Source organism: Cellulomonas sp. PS-H5, assembly GCF_019265565.1.
Lineage (GTDB): Bacteria > Actinomycetota > Actinomycetes > Actinomycetales > Cellulomonadaceae > Cellulomonas.
Window position 1 is genome coordinate 15,060 of sequence record NZ_JAHVCI010000005.1, and the last position, 19,155, is coordinate 34,214.

Annotated in this window: 20 protein-coding genes; 11 read left to right on the forward strand and 9 right to left on the reverse strand. The window is 75.8% G+C overall.

The annotated features are described in order from the left end of the window. Nucleotides 1-33: 33 nt before the first annotated feature. The 7 genes from sufB (at nucleotide 34) to J5O08_RS03770 (ending at nucleotide 6,340) form a co-directional block, all read left to right on the forward strand. A complete protein-coding gene (gene sufB / locus J5O08_RS03740) occupies nucleotides 34-1,482 on the forward strand; it encodes a Fe-S cluster assembly protein SufB (RefSeq protein ID WP_158373512.1) in 1,449 nt (482 codons plus the stop codon). After that, the gene (sufD, locus tag J5O08_RS03745; RefSeq protein WP_218705510.1) at nucleotides 1,482-2,828 is read left to right on the forward strand and encodes a Fe-S cluster assembly protein SufD; all 1,347 of its coding nucleotides are present in this window, start codon (nucleotides 1,482-1,484) and stop codon (nucleotides 2,826-2,828) included. The genes sufB and sufD overlap by 1 nt, the downstream gene beginning before the upstream one ends. Before the next feature lie 52 nt (nucleotides 2,829-2,880). Next, nucleotides 2,881-3,213, forward strand: a complete 333-nt coding sequence (locus tag J5O08_RS03750) for a non-heme iron oxygenase ferredoxin subunit (protein WP_166939651.1) — start codon at nucleotides 2,881-2,883, stop codon at nucleotides 3,211-3,213. A gap of 20 nt (nucleotides 3,214-3,233) precedes the next feature. After that, nucleotides 3,234-3,998: a Fe-S cluster assembly ATPase SufC gene (gene sufC / locus J5O08_RS03755; RefSeq protein ID WP_218705511.1), complete on the forward strand. Its 765-nt coding sequence runs from the start codon at nucleotides 3,234-3,236 to the stop codon at nucleotides 3,996-3,998. A gap of 122 nt (nucleotides 3,999-4,120) precedes the next feature. After that, nucleotides 4,121-5,443 (forward strand): SufS family cysteine desulfurase, encoded by a 1,323-nt coding sequence (locus J5O08_RS03760; protein ID WP_218705512.1) that lies wholly within the window; start codon nucleotides 4,121-4,123, stop codon nucleotides 5,441-5,443. Nucleotides 5,444-5,486: 43 nt separating this feature from the next. Further along, nucleotides 5,487-5,987 (forward strand): Fe-S cluster assembly sulfur transfer protein SufU, encoded by a 501-nt coding sequence (gene sufU, locus J5O08_RS03765; protein WP_218705513.1) that lies wholly within the window; start codon nucleotides 5,487-5,489, stop codon nucleotides 5,985-5,987. Beyond that, on the forward strand, nucleotides 5,984-6,340 hold the full coding sequence (locus tag J5O08_RS03770; RefSeq protein WP_147793719.1) for a metal-sulfur cluster assembly factor: 357 nt from the start codon (nucleotides 5,984-5,986) through the stop codon (nucleotides 6,338-6,340). The genes sufU and J5O08_RS03770 overlap by 4 nt, the downstream gene beginning before the upstream one ends. Nucleotides 6,341-6,453: 113 nt before the next feature. Here the strand turns inward: J5O08_RS03770 and J5O08_RS03775 are convergent, their stop codons facing one another. From J5O08_RS03775 to J5O08_RS03790, 4 genes are all read right to left on the reverse strand, one after another. Then, nucleotides 6,454-7,347 carry a neutral zinc metallopeptidase gene (locus J5O08_RS03775; protein ID WP_218705514.1) on the reverse strand — a complete coding sequence of 298 codons (894 nt, stop codon included), beginning with the start codon at nucleotides 7,345-7,347 and terminating at the stop codon, nucleotides 6,454-6,456. Nucleotides 7,348-7,444: 97 nt separating this feature from the next. Beyond that, entirely contained in the window at nucleotides 7,445-8,047 is a 603-nt protein-coding gene (locus J5O08_RS03780; protein WP_246855123.1) for an energy-coupling factor transporter transmembrane component T, read from the reverse strand. Next, nucleotides 8,044-8,763, reverse strand: a complete 720-nt coding sequence (locus J5O08_RS03785) for an energy-coupling factor ABC transporter ATP-binding protein (RefSeq protein WP_218705516.1) — start codon at nucleotides 8,761-8,763, stop codon at nucleotides 8,044-8,046. The genes J5O08_RS03780 and J5O08_RS03785 overlap by 4 nt, the downstream gene beginning before the upstream one ends. Beyond that, nucleotides 8,760-9,416 (reverse strand): biotin transporter BioY, encoded by a 657-nt coding sequence (locus tag J5O08_RS03790; protein ID WP_218705518.1) that lies wholly within the window; start codon nucleotides 9,414-9,416, stop codon nucleotides 8,760-8,762. The genes J5O08_RS03785 and J5O08_RS03790 overlap by 4 nt, the downstream gene beginning before the upstream one ends. 322 nt (nucleotides 9,417-9,738) lie before the next feature. Between J5O08_RS03790 and abc-f the strand changes: the two genes are divergently transcribed. Beyond that, nucleotides 9,739-11,337, forward strand: a complete 1,599-nt coding sequence (abc-f, locus tag J5O08_RS03795; protein ID WP_217615723.1) for a ribosomal protection-like ABC-F family protein — start codon at nucleotides 9,739-9,741, stop codon at nucleotides 11,335-11,337. Between the two features lie 189 nt (nucleotides 11,338-11,526). On the opposite strand, the gene J5O08_RS03800 is transcribed toward abc-f, so the two are convergent. From J5O08_RS03800 to J5O08_RS03820, 5 genes are all read right to left on the reverse strand, one after another. Then, entirely contained in the window at nucleotides 11,527-12,387 is an 861-nt protein-coding gene (locus tag J5O08_RS03800) for an SURF1 family protein (RefSeq protein ID WP_218705520.1), read from the reverse strand. Further along, entirely contained in the window at nucleotides 12,384-12,686 is a 303-nt protein-coding gene (locus J5O08_RS03805) for a hypothetical protein (RefSeq protein ID WP_218705522.1), read from the reverse strand. The genes J5O08_RS03800 and J5O08_RS03805 overlap by 4 nt, the downstream gene beginning before the upstream one ends. After that, entirely contained in the window at nucleotides 12,683-13,108 is a 426-nt protein-coding gene (locus J5O08_RS03810; RefSeq protein ID WP_218705524.1) for a DUF3099 domain-containing protein, read from the reverse strand. The genes J5O08_RS03805 and J5O08_RS03810 overlap by 4 nt, the downstream gene beginning before the upstream one ends. Nucleotides 13,109-13,169: 61 nt before the next feature. Further along, nucleotides 13,170-13,310, reverse strand: coding sequence for a hypothetical protein (locus tag J5O08_RS03815; protein ID WP_217615719.1), 141 nt, complete (start codon nucleotides 13,308-13,310; stop codon nucleotides 13,170-13,172). A gap of 7 nt (nucleotides 13,311-13,317) precedes the next feature. Next, complete coding sequence (locus J5O08_RS03820; RefSeq protein WP_218705525.1) at nucleotides 13,318-14,076, reverse strand: DUF1266 domain-containing protein; 759 nt, start codon at nucleotides 14,074-14,076, stop codon at nucleotides 13,318-13,320. Between the two features lie 189 nt (nucleotides 14,077-14,265). Here J5O08_RS03820 and J5O08_RS03825 point away from each other — a divergent pair, with 189 nt between their 5' ends. The 3 genes from J5O08_RS03825 (at nucleotide 14,266) to fabI (ending at nucleotide 19,149) form a co-directional block, all read left to right on the forward strand. Then, on the forward strand, nucleotides 14,266-17,403 hold the full coding sequence (locus tag J5O08_RS03825) for a GNAT family N-acetyltransferase (protein ID WP_218705527.1): 3,138 nt from the start codon (nucleotides 14,266-14,268) through the stop codon (nucleotides 17,401-17,403). A gap of 208 nt (nucleotides 17,404-17,611) precedes the next feature. Further along, entirely contained in the window at nucleotides 17,612-18,346 is a 735-nt protein-coding gene (fabG, locus tag J5O08_RS03830; RefSeq protein WP_218705529.1) for a 3-oxoacyl-ACP reductase FabG, read from the forward strand. 35 nt (nucleotides 18,347-18,381) lie between these two features. Beyond that, entirely contained in the window at nucleotides 18,382-19,149 is a 768-nt protein-coding gene (gene fabI, locus J5O08_RS03835) for an enoyl-ACP reductase FabI (protein ID WP_147793710.1), read from the forward strand. Nucleotides 19,150-19,155: the final 6 nt, after the last annotated feature.

The following is a 19,155-nucleotide window of genomic DNA, read 5'->3' on the forward strand; positions in this document are numbered from 1 at the left end:
CCGACCCCCGTGCACCCGCGGAAGGACGATGAAATGACGACGACGGACCCCGGACGCCCGGTAGCGGCCGAGCCGATGAGCCAGGACGAGGCCATCGCCTCGATCGGCAACTACGGCTACGGCTGGCACGACGCCGACGACGCGGGCGCCACGGCGCAGCGCGGCCTGTCGGAGGACGTGGTGCGCAACATCTCGGCGCTCAAGAACGAGCCCGAGTGGATGCTGAAGACCCGCCTCAAGGCGCTGCGCCTGTTCGACAAGAAGCCGATGCCCTGGTGGGGCGCGGACCTGTCGGGCATCGACTTCGACAACATCAAGTACTTCGTCCGGTCGACGGAGAAGCAGGCGACGTCCTGGGAGGAGCTCCCGGAGGACATCAAGAACACCTACGACCGCCTGGGCATCCCGGAGGCCGAGAAGCAGCGCCTCGTCGCCGGCGTCGCCGCGCAGTACGAGTCCGAGGTCGTGTACCACCAGATCCGCGAGGACCTGGAGGCGCAGGGCGTCATCTTCGTCGACACCGACACCGGCCTGCGCGAGTACCCGGAGCTGTTCGAGCAGTACTTCGGCTCGGTCATCCCGCCGGGCGACAACAAGTTCGCGTCGCTGAACACCGCCGTGTGGTCGGGCGGCTCGTTCGTCTACGTGCCGCCGGGCGTGCACGTCGAGATCCCGCTGCAGGCCTACTTCCGGATCAACACCGAGAACATGGGCCAGTTCGAGCGGACGCTGATCATCGCGGACGAGGGCTCGTACGTGCACTACGTCGAGGGCTGCACCGCGCCGATCTACCAGTCGGACTCGCTGCACTCCGCGGTCGTCGAGATCATCGTGAAGAAGAACGCCCGCGTGCGGTACACGACGATCCAGAACTGGTCGAACAACGTCTACAACCTCGTGACCAAGCGGGCGACCGCGGCCGAGGGCGCGACGATGGAGTGGGTCGACGGCAACATCGGCTCCAAGGTCACCATGAAGTACCCGGCGATCTACCTGCTGGGCGAGCACGCCCGCGGCGAGACGCTGTCCATCGCCTTCGCGGGCGAGGGCCAGCACCAGGACGCCGGCTGCAAGATGGTGCACGCCGCGCCGCACACCTCGTCGTCGATCGTGTCGAAGTCGGTGGCCCGCGGCGGCGGCCGGACCTCGTACCGCGGCCTGGTCCAGGTGCTGGAGGGCGCGAGCCACTCCGCCAGCAACGTCCTGTGCGACGCCCTGCTCGTCGACCAGATCTCGCGCTCGGACACCTACCCGTACGTCGACGTCCGCGAGGACGACGTGTCGATGGGTCACGAGGCGACGGTGTCCCGCGTGAGCGAGGACCAGCTGTTCTACCTGATGTCCCGCGGCATGACCGAGACCGAGGCCATGGCGATGATCGTGCGCGGGTTCGTCGAGCCCATCGCGCGCGAGCTGCCCATGGAGTACGCCCTCGAGCTGAACCGCCTGATCGAGCTGCAGATGGAAGGGGCCGTCGGCTGATGTCGACCACCACACCCGAGACCCCCGGTCTCTCCACCGACCACTCCCGCGCGACGGCCGACGAGGCGCACAGCCACGGCGTCGGCACCGTCCCCGAGTCGTCCCGCGCGGCCCGTGCCACCTCGTTCGAGGTCGCGGACTTCCCGGTGCCGAACGGGCGCGAGGAGGAGTGGCGGTTCTCGCCGGTCGACCGGCTCGCCCCGCTGTTCGCCCCCGAGTCGGGCCGGCTCACGGGCCACGGCGTCCTCACCACGGTCGTGAACGCGCCCGAGGTCGAGGTCGAGATCGTGGACCGCGACGACGCCCGCCTGGGTGTCGCCGGGAAGCCCGGCGACCGCGCCGCGGCCGTCGCGTGGGCCTCGTTCCCGCGTGCCACCGTCGTGACCGTGCCGCAGGAGGCCGTCGCGTCGACGGTGACCTCGGTGCGGGTCGAGGGCATCGAAGGCGCAGGGGGCCAGCCCACAGCGACGCACCTGCTCGTGCACGCCAAGCCGATGTCCCAGGCGACGGTCGTCATCGACCACGTCGGGTCCGCGCTGCTCACCGAGACCTTCGAGGTCGTGGCGGAGGACGGCGCACACCTGACCGTCGTCTCCGTGCAGGACTGGGCCGAGGGCGCCGTGCACAACGCGGCCCACCGGGTGCGCCTCGGCCGCGACGCGACCGTCAAGCACATCGTGGTCACGCTCGGCGGCGACGTCGTCCGGCTCACCCCGGACGCGGAGTTCGCCGGCGAGGGCGGATCGGTCGAGATGCTCGGCGTGTACTTCGCCGACGCCGGCCAGCACCAGGAGCAGCGCCTGTTCGTCGACCACGCGGTCCCGAACTGCAAGAGCCGCGTGACCTACAAGGGCGCGCTGCAGGGCGAGGGCGCGCACACCGTGTGGGTCGGCGACGTGCTGATCCGCAAGGAGGCCGAGGGCACCGACACCTACGAGCTCAACCGCAACCTGGTCCTCACGGACGGCGCGCGCGCGGACTCGGTGCCGAACCTCGAGATCGAGACGGGCCTCATCGAGGGCGCGGGCCACGCCAGCGCCACGGGCCGGTTCGACGACGAGCAGCTGTTCTACCTGCGCTCGCGCGGCATCCCGGAGACGGACGCCCGCCGCCTGGTCGTGCGCGGCTTCTTCGCCGAGCTGATCCACCAGATCGGCGTGCCCGAGGTCGAGGAGCGGCTCATCGCCGCGATCGAGGCCGAGCTGGCGCAGTCGATGACGGAGTTCCAGGGCGCCCCGGCCGTGGCCGGCGGCGACCTCGCCTCCGACGTCACCGACGAGACCGACGCCGAGCGCGCCATCCTGAACGAGCCCGCCTCCGTCGCCTCCGCGGACGAGCCCGCATGAGCACTCCCCACGACATCGCTCGCTGCGCTCCCGATCTCGCGGGGGCCCCGAAGTGACCGCACAGCTCGCCTGCATGACCTCCGACGTCCCCGAGGCCGGCACCTTCCGTGTCGAGCTCGAGGGGCCGTCGGGCCCCGTCGAGGTCGCGGTCGTCCGCGACGAGGACGGCGCGCTGCACGCCATCAGCGACATCTGCTCGCACGGCGCGGTCTCGCTGTCCGACGGCGAGGTCGAGGGCTGCACCGTGGAGTGCTGGCTGCACGGGTCGCGGTTCGACCTGCGCACCGGCGAGCCGCTGGGCCCCCCGGCCGTCCGCCCCGTCCCCGTCTACCCCCTGACCGTCGACGGCGAGCGCGTGCTCGTCGACGTCGACGGCGCTGCCTGAGCTTTCCCGAGGAGAACCCCATGCCCACCCTGGAGATCCGCGACCTGCACGTCAGCGTCGAGACGAAGGAGGGTCCGAAGCCGATCCTCCGCGGCGTCGACCTGACCATCAACAGCGGCGAGACGCACGCCATCATGGGCCCGAACGGCTCCGGCAAGTCCACGCTGGCCTACTCGCTCGCCGGGCACCCGAAGTACACGATCACCTCGGGCACCGTCACGCTCGACGGCGAGGACCTCGTCGCGATGTCGGCCGACGAGCGCGCCCGCGCCGGCCTGTTCCTCGCCATGCAGTACCCGGTCGAGGTCCCCGGCGTCTCGGTGTCGAACTTCCTGCGCACCGCCAAGACCGCGATCGACGGCGAGGCGCCCGCGCTCCGCACCTGGATCAAGGACGTCGACGGCGCCATGAAGCGCCTGCGCATGGACTCCTCGTTCGCCGAGCGCTCGGTCAACGAGGGCTTCTCCGGCGGCGAGAAGAAGCGCCACGAGATCCTGCAGATGGAGCTCCTGAAGCCCCAGTTCGCGATCCTCGACGAGACCGACTCGGGCCTCGACGTCGACGCGCTGCGCATCGTCTCCGAGGGCGTGAACCGCGCCAAGGAGTCGACCGACGTGGGCGTCCTGCTCATCACGCACTACACGCGCATCCTGCGGTACATCCAGCCGGACTTCGTGCACGTGTTCGTCGACGGCCGGATCGCCGAGGAGGGCGGGCCCGAGCTCGCCGAGCGCCTCGAGAACGAGGGCTACGACCGGTTCCTGACCTCGGGCGCCTCCGCCTGACGGTTGCGCACCACCCGCGAGGCCCACGGGGCGGCGGCCGCACCGCCGCCGCCCCCGGGGCCCCGCACCCCCGGAGGGCGACCGGGCAGCACGCCACGACGCACGACGACGAGGACACCGAGATGACCGACACGCTGGACCGGGCCGCGCAGGACGGGCAGGGGCGGACGCTGGACGCCGCCGAGCTGGCCGCCGTGCGCGCGGACTTCCCCCTGCTGCAGCGGACCGTCCGCGACGGCCGGCCGCTGGTCTACCTCGACTCCGGTGCGACCTCGCAGAAGCCCGAGGTCGTCCTCGACGCCGAGCAGGACTTCTACACGCAGCGGAACGCCGCCGTGCACCGCGGCGCGCACCAGCTCGCCGAGGAGGCCACCGAGGCGTTCGAGACCGCCCGGCACGAGGTCGCCTCGTTCGTGGGCGTGCAGGACGACGAGATCGTCTGGAGCTCCAACGCCACCGCGGGGCTCAACCTGGTGGCGTACGCGATGTCGAACGCGACGCTCGGTCGCGGGGGAGCGGCGGCGCAGCGGTTCGCGCTGGCGCCCGGCGACGAGATCGTCGTCACCGAGGCCGAGCACCACGCGAACCTCGTGCCGTGGCAGGAGCTCGCGGCCCGCACCGGCGCCACGCTGCGCTGGCTCGGCGTCGACGACGACGGCCGCATCCGGGCGGACGAGCTCGGCACCGTCGTGACCGACCGGACCAAGGTGCTCGCGTTCACGCACGCCTCGAACGTCACCGGCGCCGTCACCGACGTCGCGCCGTTCGTGGCCCGCGCCCGGGAGGTCGGCGCCCTGACGGTGCTCGACGCCTGCCAGAGCGTGCCGCACCTGCCCGTCGACCTGGCCGCGCTGGGCGTCGACTTCGCCGCGTTCTCCGGGCACAAGATGCTCGGCCCCACCGGCGTCGGCGCGCTGTACGGCCGCCGCGAGCTGCTCGAGGCCATGCCGCCCGTCACGACCGGCGGCTCGATGGTCGAGGTCGTCACGATGGAGCAGACCACCTACGCGCCGCCGCCGCGCCGGTTCGAGGCCGGGACCCAGATGGTGTCCCAGGCCGTCGGCATGGGCGCCGCCGCGACGTACCTCGCCGAGCTCGGCATGGACGCGGTCGCCGCGCACGAGCGGCACCTCGCCGGGCTGCTGCTCGACGCGGTGGCCTCGGTCCCCGGCGTGCGGGTCATCGGCCCCACCGAGAACGTGGACCGGCTCGCGACGGTGTCGTTCGTCGTCGACGGCGTGCACGCGCACGACGTGGGTCAGGTCCTCGACGACCGCGGCGTGGCCGTGCGGGTCGGGCACCACTGCGCGCAGCCGCTGCACCGCCGGTTCGGCGTCGCCGCCACCGCCCGCGCGTCGGCCGCCGTCTACACGACGGACGAGGAGATCGCGGTGTTCCGGGAAGCACTGGCGGGGGTCCGGACGTTCTTCGGACTGTCCGACTGATACTGGGACGACGAGCCACCCGAGGAAGCGAGAGCCGCACCGCATGAGCACCGGCATGGAGCAGCTGTACCAGCAGCTGATCCTCGACCACGCCAAGCACCCCGCCCACCGCGGGGCGCAGGAGGCGTACGACGTCGAGGTCCACCACGTGAACCCCACCTGCGGGGACGAGGTGACGCTGCGCGTGCGCCTGGACGCGGACGCGTCGGGCGCGCCGGTCATCGGCGAGCTCACCTGGACCGGGCAGGGCTGCTCGATCTCGCAGGCCTCCGCCTCGGTGATGTCGCAGGCGGTCGCCGGCGGGTCGGTCGAGCACGCGATCGCGCTGTCCGACGACTTCCGCGAGCTCATGGACTCGCGCGGCGTGCTGCCCGAGAAGTTCGAGGGCGACGGCCTCGCCGAGGAGATGGAGGACGCCGTCGCGTTCGTCGGCGTCGCCCGGTACCCCGCCCGCATCAAGTGCGCCCTGCTCGGCTGGGCGGCCATGAAGGACGCGGTGGCGCAGGCCTCCGTGACGACCACGAACCCCGAGGAGGGGCGATGAGCGACACCACGGTGTCCCCGCAGCAGGACGGCGCCGCGCCGGCGCCCGTGAACGCCGCCGACGTCGAGGAGGCGCTGCGCGACGTCATCGACCCCGAGCTCGGCGTCAACGTCGTCGACCTCGGCCTGGTCTACGGCATCGCGATCGAGCAGGGCCGCAACGTCGTCATCGACATGACGCTCACCTCGGCGGCGTGCCCGCTGACGGACGTCATCGAGGACCAGGCGGGCACCTCGCTCGAGGGCCTGGTCGACTCGGTGCGGATCAACTGGGTCTGGATGCCGCCGTGGGGCCCGGAGAAGATCACCGACGACGGCCGCGCGATGATGCGGGCGCTGGGCTTCAACATCTGAGCCTGCGGCCTCGCCCTCTTCAGACGCCGAGATAGGACCTCCGCGCCGAGATAGGACCCTGGACGGTCCTATCTCGCGCGGGAGGACCTATCTCGGCGTTCGTGCGTCCGGGGTCAGAGCGAGGCGGCCGCGAACGTGTCGCACGAGGCGACCGTGCCGTCGCGGTAGCCGGTCGTGAACCAGCGCTGGCGCTGCTCGCTGGAGCCGTGCGTCCAGGTGTCGGGGTTCACCCCGCCCGCGGACTGCTGCTGGATGTGGTCGTCGCCGACTGCCGCGGCGGCGGACAGGGCGTCGGCGAGTTGCGCCTCGGTGATCGGCTCCAGGAACGTCACGCCGGTGTCCGGGTCGACCGTCGTGGCGGCGTCGCCGGCCCAGAGGCCCGCGTAGCAGTCGGCCTGGAGCTCGACGCGGACCGAGTCGGAGTCGTCGCCGGTCCCGGACCGGTCCGCGCTGTCGAAGATCCCCGTGAGCTGCTGGATGTGGTGCCCGTACTCGTGCGCCACGACGTACATCTCGGCCAGCGGGCCGCCCTGCGCGCCGTACTGCGAGGCGAGCAGGTCGTAGAACGACAGGTCGAGGTAGATCGTCCGGTCCGGCGGGCAGTAGAACGGCCCCGTCGACGACGAGGCGCTGCCGCAGCCCGTCTCGGTGGCGTCCTGGAAGGACACCACGGCGGGCTCGACGTCCGGGTCCTGCGCGAGCTCGGGCAGCGTGCGCTGCCAGTAGGTGTCGAGCGACTGGACCGTCGCCGAGAGCCGGCACTCGCGCTCGGCGTTGGCCTGCTCGGCCGTGCAGTCCCCGATCTCGGAGACCTGCTCCTGCGAGCCTGCGCCCGTCCCGCCGTCGCCGGACAGCAGCTGCGCCGGGTTGCCGCCGAGCAGCGTCACGACCACCACGAGCACCAGCGTGCCGAGGCCGCCGCCCACCGCGATGCCCCGCCCGCGGCCCCCGCCGCGGCGGGACTGCACGCGGCCGCCCTCGAACCGGCCGCCGTCCTGGAACGTCATGCCGGGGACGGTAGCCCGGGGCGCGGGGCGGCGCGCGGCGAGCGGCAGGGAGTCGCGGCGAGATGCCGGCAGGCCGGGTGCACGAACTCCGCGCGCGTCAGTCGACGATCCCGCGCGCGGCCAGCGCCTCGCCCAGGTCCCGCGCCCGGCCGACGACCCGCAGCACCGCCGGGGTCAGCCACACCCGCGGGTCGCGCTCGACTCCGCGGGCGCGCGCCGCGTCCCGGACCTCGTGCACGGTGCGGGCGATCTCGGGCACCGACCGGAGCACGAGCGCGACCGCGAGGGCGACCAGGTCGGGTGGGACGCCGACCCTGCGCAGCGGCCGGGCGGCGCGCGCGAGGGCGTCGAGGAGCCGGTCGGCGGGGGTGGTGGCGGTGACCACCGCGGCGCCGAGGACCAGGGTCAGCAGGTCGGCGACCACCTCGACGGCCGGCCCGGGCCCGCGGGCCCACGCCTGGTACGCGCCGGCGAGCAGCGCCGTCACGAGCACCGGAAGCAGCCCGCGGAGCGTGGGGCGCGGGGGGAGCGCGGCGACGGCGGCGGCCGCGACCGCCACCCCGAGAAGCACGAGCGCCGCCGGCACGCCCCGGGTCGCCACGACGGCGACGCCGAGCAGCGCCAGCGCCGCGAGCTTGGCCCCGACCGGCGCCCGGTCCAGCGGGGTGCGGGCGGTGCGGTGCGCGCCGAGCAGCGTCACGCGGGCTCGACCGCCATCAGCGCGCGGTACGCGTCGAGGGCGGGCGAGGGCGCGCCGTCGTGCACCACGCGGCCGCCGTCGACGACCAGCACCCGGTCGGCCCGCGCCGCCGCGTCGAGGTCGTGCGTCACCTGGACCACCTGCTGGGGGAGGTCGGCGAGCAAGCCGTCGACGACGCGGCGCCAGCGCAGGTCGAGCAGCGTTGTGGGCTCGTCGCAGACCAGCACCGCGGGCTCGGTGGCGAGCACCGCGGCCAGCGCGAGCAGCTGCCGCTGGCCGCCGGACAGCGCCCGGACGGGCAGGTCGGCGCGGGACGCCAGGCCCACGCGGTCCAGCGCCTCCCGGGCCCGGGCGTCGCGCTCGCGACCCGGCACGCCGAGGCGGCGCAGGGAGAGTGCGACGTCCTCGACGGGGGTGGGCATCACGACCTGGGCGTCGGGGTCCGTGAACAGGAAGCCGACCCGGCGGCGCACCGCGGCGCCGTCGCGCGCCGTGTCGAGGCCGTCGACCCGCACGGAGCCCGCGGACGGCAGTGTCAGGCCGTTCAGCAGCCGGGCGAGCGTCGACTTGCCCGAGCCGTTCGCGCCGACGACGGCGACGCGGCGCTCCGTGAGCGTCGCCGTGACCGGGCCCAGCAGGGTGACGACCCGCTCGGCCCCGCGGCGCGCCTCGCCCGGGGCGTACGCCGTGACGACCGCGCCGTCGAGCTCGATCACCGGCCGCGCAGCAGGTCCGGGAAGGCGCGGAGCGCGGCCGCGGCGACCACGGCGGCGAGCGCGTTCTTGATCAGGTCGCCGGGCAGGAAGACGGCGCCGGCGGCGACCGCCTCGGACGCGGACAGGCCCAGCCGCCAGCCCATGACCGCGATGCCGAGCGGGTGGATCACCAGCAGCGAGCCGGCGGTCGCCGCGCCGAACAGCGCGGGGACCCGCCACCGGCCGGGCGCGCGGCGCGCCAGCAGCCCGAACCCGCCGGCGATCGCCGCGGCCGCGGGGAACGCGAGCAGGTAGCCGGCCGACGGCGACGCCAGCACGCCGAGCCCGCCGGTCGCGCCGGACAGCACCGGGACGCCCGCCAGGCCGACGGCCACGTACAGCAGCAGCGCGAGGGCGCCGCGGCGCGGGCCCAGCACCAGGCCGGTGAGCGCGACGCCGAAGGTCTGCAGGGTGATCGGCACGGCCCCACCGGTGGGGATGGCGGGCAGCACGGCGCACACCGCGACGAACGCGGCGAACGTGGCGATCAGCGCGACGTCTGTGGCGACCGAGGTGCGGGCCACGGGGGTCGGGGCGGCCGCGGCGACGGGCGCAGGGCCGGCGTGCGCGGCGGCGTCGGCCGCGGGGGCGGCCTCGGGGCGGTGCTCGGACATCGGACCTCGCGGGGGTGCGGTCGGCTGGGGCGGCGCCGTCCGCGGAGGGCCGGTCGCCGCGAGCCACGCTAGTGCGGCGCGCGCGGCCGGGGTCGTGCGGGGGTGTCCAACGCTGCCGCGCGGCGCCTGTCGGGTTCCGCACCCCGGGGGGCGCGCGGGGTCGCGGGCCGGCGACCGCGCGCGACGTGGGGGAGCCCACGGAATTCCGGTCGGGTCCGGGGCGCTGGGACTCGTAGGATGGGCGGCGTTTGTGCCGGCCCGCGACGGGGCGCGCGGCATCGACCGCGGGCGTGCACGGCGAGAGGGAGCAGGGACAACCGAAGTGATCACCGTTCAGGGCGTCGAGCTGCGCGTGGGTGCCCGCGTGCTGCTGTCCGAGGCGACCTTCCGGGTGGCGCCCGGCGACCGGATCGGCCTCGTGGGCCGCAACGGCGCCGGCAAGACCACGCTGACCAAGACGCTGGCGGGGGAGACCCAGCCGACCGGCGGGCAGATCTCCCGCAGCGGCGACATCGGCTACCTCCCGCAGGACCCGCGGTCGGGCGAGCTGTCCGACCTCGCGATGTCCCGGGTGCTGTCGGCGCGCGGCCTGGACCGGATCATCGAGCAGATGCGCGAGACCGAGGGCCTGATGGCGTCCACGGACGACGCGGTGCGCGAGGCCGCCATGGAGCGGTACCCGAAGCTCGAGGCCCGGTTCACGGCCGGCGGCGGGTACGCCGCCGAGAGCGAGGCGCACCGGATCACCGCGAACCTCGGCCTCGACGACCGCGTCCTCGGCCAGCCCCTCAGCACCCTGTCCGGCGGCCAGCGCCGCCGCGTCGAGCTCGCGCGCATCCTGTTCTCCGGCAACGACACGCTGCTGCTCGACGAGCCGACGAACCACCTCGACGCGGACTCGATCGCCTGGCTGCGCGACTACCTCAAGACCTACCCGGGCGGCTTCGTGGTCATCAGCCACGACGTCGAGCTGCTGCGCGCCACCGTCAACAAGGTGTTCCACCTGGACGCCAACCGCGGCGAGCTCGACCAGTACAACCTCGGCTGGGACGCCTACGTGCTGCAGCGCGAGACGGACGAGAAGCGCCGCCGCCGCGAGCGGGCGAACGCGGAGAAGAAGGCCGGCGCGCTGCTCGCGCAGGCCGACAAGATGCGCGCGAAGGCCACCAAGGCGGTCGCCGCGCAGAACATGGCCCGCCGCGCCGAGCGGATGCTGTCCGGCCTCGACGAGGTCCGGGCGTCCGACAAGGTCGCGAAGCTGCGGTTCCCCGAGCCCGCCCCGTGCGGGCGCACCCCGCTGACGGCGTCCGACCTGTCGAAGTCGTACGGCTCGCAGGAGGTGTTCGCCGGCGTCGACCTGGCGATCGACCGGGGCTCGCGCGTCGTCGTGCTCGGGCTCAACGGCGCCGGCAAGACCACGCTGCTGCGGATGCTCGCGGGGCTGCAGGAGTCGGACACCGGCGAGGTGAGGCCGGGGCACGGCCTCAAGCTCGGGTACTACGCCCAGGAGCACGAGACGCTCGACATGGACCGCACGGTCGTCGAGAACCTGCGCTCGTCGGCGCCCGACCTGACCGACACCCAGGTGCGGTCGGTGCTGGGCTCGTTCCTGTTCTCGGGTGACGACGCCGACAAGCCCGCGAAGGTGCTGTCCGGCGGCGAGAAGACCCGGCTGGCGCTCGCGGCCCTGGTCGTGTCGGCCGCGAACGTGCTGCTGCTCGACGAGCCGACCAACAACCTCGACCCGGCCAGCCGCGAGGAGATCCTGGCGGCGCTGCGGGGGTACACCGGCGCGGTCGTGCTGGTGAGCCACGACGAGGGGGCCGTCGAGGCGCTGAACCCGGAGCGGGTCGTGCTGCTGCCCGACGGCGACGAGGACCTGTGGAACCCGTCCTACCTGGACCTGGTCACCCTGGCCTGACGCCCCGTCCTGGCTCGAGTGGAGCGGGGGGGGCCCCCCCCCCCCCGGGGGGGGGGGGCCCCCCCCCCCCCGCCCCCCGCCCCCCCCCCCCCGGGGGGGGGGGGGGCCCGGGGCCCCCCCCCCCCCCCCGGGGGGGGGGGCCCCCCCCCTCCACTCGTCTCCGCTGGACCCCCCCGGGGGCGTGCCGGGTCAGCCGAGCTGGGAGTCGATCAGGGCGTCCTCGGCGTCCTCGTCCGAGGTGCGCCGGCGGCGCGACGCGGGCGCCGGGCGCGCGGGACGCGGCGTGCCGTCGCCGCCCCCGGCCGCCGCCTCCGCGCCCTCGAGCAGCTCGCGCCGGGCCAGCCAGCCGAACGCCGCCAGCGACCCGACGGAGAACGTCCACCACTGGAACGCGTACGACAGGTGCGACCCCGGGTCGGTGCTCGGCGCGGGGAGCCGCCCGAGCGCGACCGCCGGGGCGGGCGTCTCGTCGACCAGACCGCCGTACCCGGCGTAGGACGCGGCGTCCGACCCGCCGGCCGCCAGGACCTGGCCCACGTTGATGGCCTGCACCTGCCCGGCCGGCGCGGACCGCGGGTCGGCGGCCTCGTCCCGGCGCAGGTGCACGGTGACGGTGACCTCGCCGGACGGCGGGGCCGGCACGGCGACCTCGCCGCTCGCGTCGTCGTCCCAGGCCACCCACCCGCGGTCGACGACCAGCGCCGACCCGTCCGCCTGCACCAGCGGCACGAGGACGTGGAAGCCGGGCTGGCTGTTCACGGGGCGGTTGCGCAGCAGCACGGCGGCATCGGCGTCGTAGGTGCCGGTGACCGTCGCCTGCCGCCAGACGTCGCCGGGGTCCAGCTCCGCCCCGGGCTCCGGCAGCAGCGCGTCGAGCGGGACCGGGTCGGCGGAGTAGTTCTGCTCGACGAGGCGGATGGCGGCGTCCCGGGCGACGTGCCGGTGCCACTGCCAGCGGCCGAGGAACACGCACGCCACCGACACGGCCACGGCGAGCAGCACCAGCCCGACGGCGCGCCGGGCCGCGGGGTTGCCGCGCAGCAGCCTCATCGCGACCCCGGGGTCCCGGGCAGGCCGCCCAGGCCCGGCAGCCCGGGCAGACCCGGGCGCTCGCCGAGCTCGATCCGCGGCAGGTCCGCGACCGGGACGGTGTCGGCGTAGAAGGCGCGCACCCGCAGGTACTCCTCGAGGTGCTCCCGGTGCTCGTCGCACGCGAGCCACACCTTGCGGCGCTCCGGCGTGTGCAGGCGCGGGTTGTTCCACAGCACGCCCCAGGAGGCGTCGGCGCGGCAGCCGCGGGCGCTGCACACGAGGTCCTCGCCGACGGCGTCGGGGGTGGGCGCGGTCATCGGCTGCCTCCGCGGGTGTCGTCGTCGTCCGCCGCGGCGTCGTGCCCGGCCGGCCGGTCGCCGGCGCGCCACGGCTCGTCCGCCGGGCCCGGCCCGGGCGTTGGGGGCGCGGGTGCCACCGGCCGCGCGGTCGGCGCGGCGTCGAGCAGGTGCGGCAGGTACCCCGGGGGCGCGTCGTCGCGGCGCTCGCGGCCGGCGTTGGCGAACAGCACGGCGATGTACGGCAGCACGACGGCGCCGACGATGAGCACGAGGCTCACCCACAGCGGGACGCGGGACCAGGTCAGCACGGCGGCGAGGAAGCACACCACCCGGATCCCCATCTGGATCAGGTAGCGGCGGGCCCGGCGCGCCTGGTCGGCGCCGAGGGGCTCGGGGGCGCTGGTGACGCTCTGCGCCGGTGGTGGGGTCCGCCTGCTCACACCTGATCGTAGGCGCCGCCGGGCGTTCCTCCCTCCCGGCGGCGCCTCCGTCTCAGCCCGCTCACAGCCGGCGGGCGGCGTTCTGCAGGAACGCGTGCACCGCGGGCCGCAGGTCGTCGCCCCAGACGGCGACGACGACCATCCCGGCGGCCACCAGCAGCAGCATCAGGAGCAGGCCGACCCAGCCCGTGCGGTGCGGCACGGCCGGCTCAGTACGCGAGCCGCAGCCACGGGGAGCCGTCGACCTTCAGCAGGTCGTCGACCGCGCCGTCGAACTTCCCGATGTCGCCGTCGACCGGGTTCCGGCTCGTGCCGGCCGTCCAGAACGCGCGCCCGACGACGAACGCCCGGCCGAACTCCTCCCAGCCGCGGTACGCCGGCCGCGCCAGCCCGACTGCCTCGCCCATCGCGTCCCACGCCCGGTCGGGGGTGACCAGCCCGGCGTCCAGCAGGAGCCGGCTGAGGTGCACGACCCGCGCCGCGTCCCACGCGACGATGCTCGCGGGCAGCGGGTCCTGGAGCGCCGCGTGCCCGCCGGCGACCGCCGCGCCGGTCCAGCCCACGTACCAGCGGCGGGCGCGCTCGGGGTCCAGCCCGCGCTCGCCGGCCTCCTGCGCGATCCGGGCCTGGTGCTCGTCCTGCAGCTTCCGGCCGCCGCGCGCGGCGAACACCTCGTCGACCCGCGGCGCGACGAGCGCGTAGTACCCACGGTGGCCCTGGTGCAGGAGGTACCCGTACGCGCCGTCGACGTCGTCCGGTCCGTGCACGTCCCAGGCGCCGGACAGCAGCTTCTGCGCGGTGCGCGGGTCGGCCTCCATCGTGGGCGCGTTGATCGGCAGGTGCCCCTCGGCGGCGTAGACCGCGCCGAGCGCGAGCGCGCGGTCCTGCTCCGGCGTGAGGGCGGGGGCGCCCTCCAGCACGGTGAACTCGGTCGCGAACATCGCCTTGATCTTGTCGAACAGGCCCATCGGGTGCGGCTCCTCGGGAACGGGCGCGTCGTGCGGCCACGGCGCGGGGGAGGCCCCATCGCACCCGGCGAGCGGGCACCGGCGCAGCGCTCCCGAACGAACCCGAACGCCGCGCCGGACCCGCCTGGACCAGCGCCCGGACCGCGGACGGGGCGACGGCGGCTCGCGCGGAGTGGCTAGCCTGAGGCGGTGCCCGACGTCGCCCCGCCGCCGCACCCGGTCCGCTGGGACGACCTCACCGGCCGCCTGCGCGCGCTCCGCGTCGCCGCCGGCTCGCCGTCCTACGCCGACCTGGTGCGCCGGGTCGACGCCGTCCGCGCCGCGCGCGGGGTGCCCGGGCCGGAGCGGCGACCCGGCCGGGTGACGGTCTACGACGCGTTCCGGGACGGGCGGGCGCGGCTCGACGTCGAGCTGGTCGCCGACCTGGTGCGCGCGCTGGGCGGCACCGCAGAGGACGCGGCCCGGTGGCGGGCGGCCCACGCGGCGGTGGCGACGGCGCTCGCGGCGCCGCGGGCCGGCGGGGACGGGACCGCGGCGGGGGCGGGCGACGCGCCGGACGGCGCCGCGGCGGGTACCGGGCTGCTGCGCACGCCCGACGACGCGGCACCGGCGCCCGTGCTGCGCGGGCGGGACGCCGAGCTCGCGGAGCTGCTGGCCTGGGCGTCGGGCGCGGCCGCGGCCGCCGGTGCGGGCGCGGAGGCCGGTGCGCCCGGGGCCCCCGACGCGGGTGCCGCCGCGGACTCGGGTGCGGACGTCGACCCCGGCGCGGACGCCGGACCCGACCCCGCCCGGGTCGCCGTGCTCACCGGCGTCCCCGGCTCCGGCCTCACCGCGCTCGCCCAGTCGGTCGCCCGCACGCACCGGGCCCGCGGGGCCGCGCCGGTCCTGCTCGGCCCGGGCGACCTCGACCCGGACCTCGTGGCGACGGCCCTGCCCGCGACGCCGGCGGCCCCGCCCGCGGCGCCCTCCGCCCCGGGGACGTCCCGCGCCCCCGGCCTCCTCGTCCTGCTCGACGTGGACGACCCCGACCGCCCCGTCGCCGTCGCGCGCGCCCTCGCCGAGGCCGCCCCCGGATGGTCCCTGCTGGTCACCGCCCGCCGCGCGCTCCCGGTCGCCGGCGCCCGTACCGTCCGACTCGCCCCGCTGGCCCCGGAAGCGGCCGTCGCGATGCTCGGCGACCTGGTGGGCCCCGAGCGGGTCGCCGCCGAGCCCGAGGCCGCCGCCGCGCTCGCCGCGGCGTGCGGGCACCTCCCCGTCGCGCTGGCGGTGGCGGCGGGCCAGGTCGCCGAGCGCCCGGCCTGGTCGCTGGCGGACCAGGTGCACCGGGTGGCGCAGTCGTCGCACGCCCTGCCCGCCCTCGACGCGGCCTACCGCGCGCTCGACCCGGAGCAGGCGCTCGTGCTGCGCCGGCTCGCGCTGCTGGACGCCGCGCTGTCGTCGACGTGGCTCGCCGTGCTCGCGGGGCTGGACGCGCCGAGCGTGCGCCGGGCGCTCGCGGCGCTGGAGGACGCGCACCTGGTGCTCCCGGCGCCGGGCGGCCGGTCGACGGTGCACGCGCTCGTGCGGCGGTACGCGCGGGAGGCCGCGCAGGACGACGAGCCGGTCAGCGCGCGCCGCGCCGCCGTGGAGCGGCTGGTCGCCGGGGTCGTGGAGGTGGCCCGCCCGCTGGTCGCCGTCGTCGCGCCGCACCACGACCTGGCGCTCGGGTCCTCGCCCGTGGCCGCGTCGCCGGCCGTCGCCCGCGAGGGGCTCGACGCGCTCCGCCCGGTGGCGGTGGCGGCGGGCGCGCGATGCGCGGACCTCGGGATCGCCGCCCCGCTCGGCGAGCTGTCCGGGCTCCTGGCGGCGTACCTGGACACCGCCGGCCACTACGCCGACGCGCTGGTGCTGCACGGCGCGGCCGCCGCGGCCGCGGACCCGGCCGGCCGGAGCCGCGCGGGCCGGGACCTGGGCCGGGTGCTCGAGCACCTCGGCCGGTACGACGAGGCGCTGGCCCAGCTGGTGCGGGCGCACGAGTCCGGGCACGACCCGCGGCCGGGCCAGACCCTCAACCGGATCGGGAACGTCTACAAGCGGCTCGGGCGCACCGACGAGGCCCTGCGCGCGTACGCCGACGCGGCGGCCGCGGCCCGCGCCGGCGGCGACGTCGTGAGCGAGGGGCGCGCGGTGGGCAACCACGCCGACGCGCTGCGGGTGCTCGGGCGGCACGACGAGTCCTTCGCGGGCTACGACCTGGCCCTCGCGCTCGCCGAGCGGGTGGGCGACGTGCTCAACGTGGCGGTCGTGACGAGCAACTCGGCGCTGGCGCTGGAGCACGTCGGGCGGATCGCCGAGGCGCGGGCCCGGGTCGCGCAGGCGCGCGCGGCGGCGGACCGGCTCGGCGACGCGAACCTCGGCCTGCGGACCGCCCTGCACGAGCAGCGGCTGGTGCTCACGGCCGGCGACCCCGCCGAGCTCCGCGCCGCCGTTCCGGCCCTGCGCGCCCTGGCCGAGCGGGCCGGTGACCTCGGGGACGTCGAGGCGCAGGCCGAGGCGCGGACGGTGCTGGGGCGCGCGCTGCACCGGGTGGGTGACCTCGACGCCGCCGAGGAGGCGCTCGCGGGCGCGCGCGACCAGGCGGCGCGGATCCGGGCGGGGCTCGTCGAGGTCGAGGCCCTGAACGCCCTGGGCGCGGTCGCGCTCGCCTCGGGGCTGGCCGGCGACGCGCGGGACCGCTTCGACCGCGCGCTCGCGCTGGCGCGCGCGGCGGGCGACGCGGGGGAGGAGGCGCGCGCGCTCGCCGGGCTCGAGGCGGCGGGTGCCGCGCAGGCGGGTGCGGGGCAGCCCGGTCCGCGGGCGCCCGACGCGGCCGCGGCCGGCGGTGCGCTCCTGCTCCGCGACCACACCCCGGACGACGCCGCCGCGACGCTCGCCGTGTTCCGGCGCGCGATCACCGTCACCGCGGCCCGGGACTACACCCCGGAGCAGGTCGCCGCGTGGGCGCCCGACGACATCGACCCGGACGCCTGGGGCGCCCGACGCGCGGCGGCGCGCACCCGCGTGGCCGTGCGCGACGGTGCGGTCGTCGGATTCACCGACGTGGACGCGGCCGGCTACGTCGACATGATGTTCGTCGACCCGGGGGCCGCCCGGCAGGGGGTGGCCCGGGCGCTGCTCGACTGGGCGGTTCGGACGGCCGCCGCCGACGGCGCCACCGAGCTGACCACGCACGCGAGCGTCACCGCCCGCCCGTTCTTCGAGGCGCACGGCTTCGAGGTGGTCGCGGAGCAGCACCCGGTCCGTCGGGGCGTGACCCTGACCAACTACCGGATGCGCCGCCCCCTCTGACCGGCCGTCCGCCCACCCACCCACCCACGTCGACAGTGGAGGGTTGTGACGGACACTCCGACGGCGTGTCCGTCACAACCTTCCACTGTCGGGAGGTGCCGCCCGCTGCGACGGACCGCGGATTGTGCGAACCGGACAACGCCGGACCGCCATCCTGTGCCGCGGCGGTGCACCGTCGCCCCGGAGCCGTCGGATAGCGTCGACTTCCGTGTCCGAGAACTCCCAGCCCAGCAGCCCGGAGCCGCGCAGCGTGCTCGTGACCGGGGCCAACCGCGGCATCGGCCGCGCGATCGCCGAGCGGTTCGTCGCGAACGGCGACAGGGTCGCGACCATCGTCCGCAGCGGCGGCGCCCCCGACGGCGTCCTGGCGCTGACCGGCGACGTCACCGACACCGCGTCCGTCGACGCCGCGTTCGCCGAGGTCGAGGCCCAGCACGGCCCCGTCGAGGTCCTGGTGGCCAACGCCGGCGTGACCCGCGACGGCCTGCTCATGCGGATGTCGGACGACGACTTCCAGCAGGTGCTCGACGTCAACCTCACGGGCGTGTTCCGGTGCGTGCGCCGCGCGTCGAAGGGCATGATCCGGCTGCGCCGCGGGCGCATCGTCATGATCGGCTCGGTCGTCGGCCTGTACGGCAACGCGGGCCAGGTGAACTACACCGCGACCAAGGCCGGCCTGGTCGGCATGGCGCGCTCGGTCACGCGCGAGCTCGGCGGCCGCGGCATCACCGCGAACGTCGTCGCGCCCGGGTTCATCGAGACCCAGATGACCGCGGAGCTGCCGCAGGACCGCCAGGACGCCTACCTGTCGTCCATCCCCGCGGGCCGGTTCGGCGCGGTCGACGAGATCGCCGCCGCCGTCGAGTTCCTCGCCTCGCCCGCCGCCGGGTACATCTCCGGCGCCGTGCTGCCGGTCGACGGCGGCCTCGGCATGGGCCACTGACCTCCTCCCCGCACCCTCGAACGATCGGAAACACCATGGGCCTGCTCGACGGCAAGAAGCTCCTCGTCACCGGCGTCCTCACCGACGGCTCCATCGCCTTCCACGTGGCGCGGCTCGCGCAGGAGGAGGGCGCCGAGGTCGTGCTGAGCTCGTTCGGCCGCCAGTTCCGCCTCACCCAGGCGATCGCCCGCCGGCTGCCGAAGGAGGCGCCGGTCGTGCAGCTCGACGTCACCGACGCCGACGACCTGGCCGCCCTCCCGGAGCGCGTCCGCGAGCACGTCGACCACCTGGACGGCGTCGTGCACTCGATCGGTTTCGCGCCGCAGTCCGTCATGGGCGGCAACTTCCTCGCCGCCGAGTGGGCCGACGTGGCCACCGCGCTCGAGGTGTCCGCGTTCTCGCTGAAGTCGCTGGCCACCGCCACGCAGCCGCTGCTGACCGGCGGCGGCTCGATCGTCGGCCTCACGTTCGACGCCCGGTTCGCTTGGCCCGTCTACGACTGGATGGGCGTCGCCAAGGCGGCCTTCGAGTCGACCTCCCGCTACCTGGCCCGCGACCTCGGCCCGCAGGGCATCCGGGTCAACGTGGTGTCCGCGGGCCCGATCCGCACCACCGCCGCGAAGTCCATCCCGGGCTTCGAGTCGATGGAGGGCGGCTGGGACGGCCGCGCGCCCCTCGGCTGGGACGTGCACGACCCGGAGCCGACCGCCCGCGCCGTGGCCGCCCTGCTGTCCGACTGGTTCCCGAAGACCACGGGGGAGATGGTGCACGTCGACGGCGGCGTGCACGCCATGGGTCAGTAGTCGTGG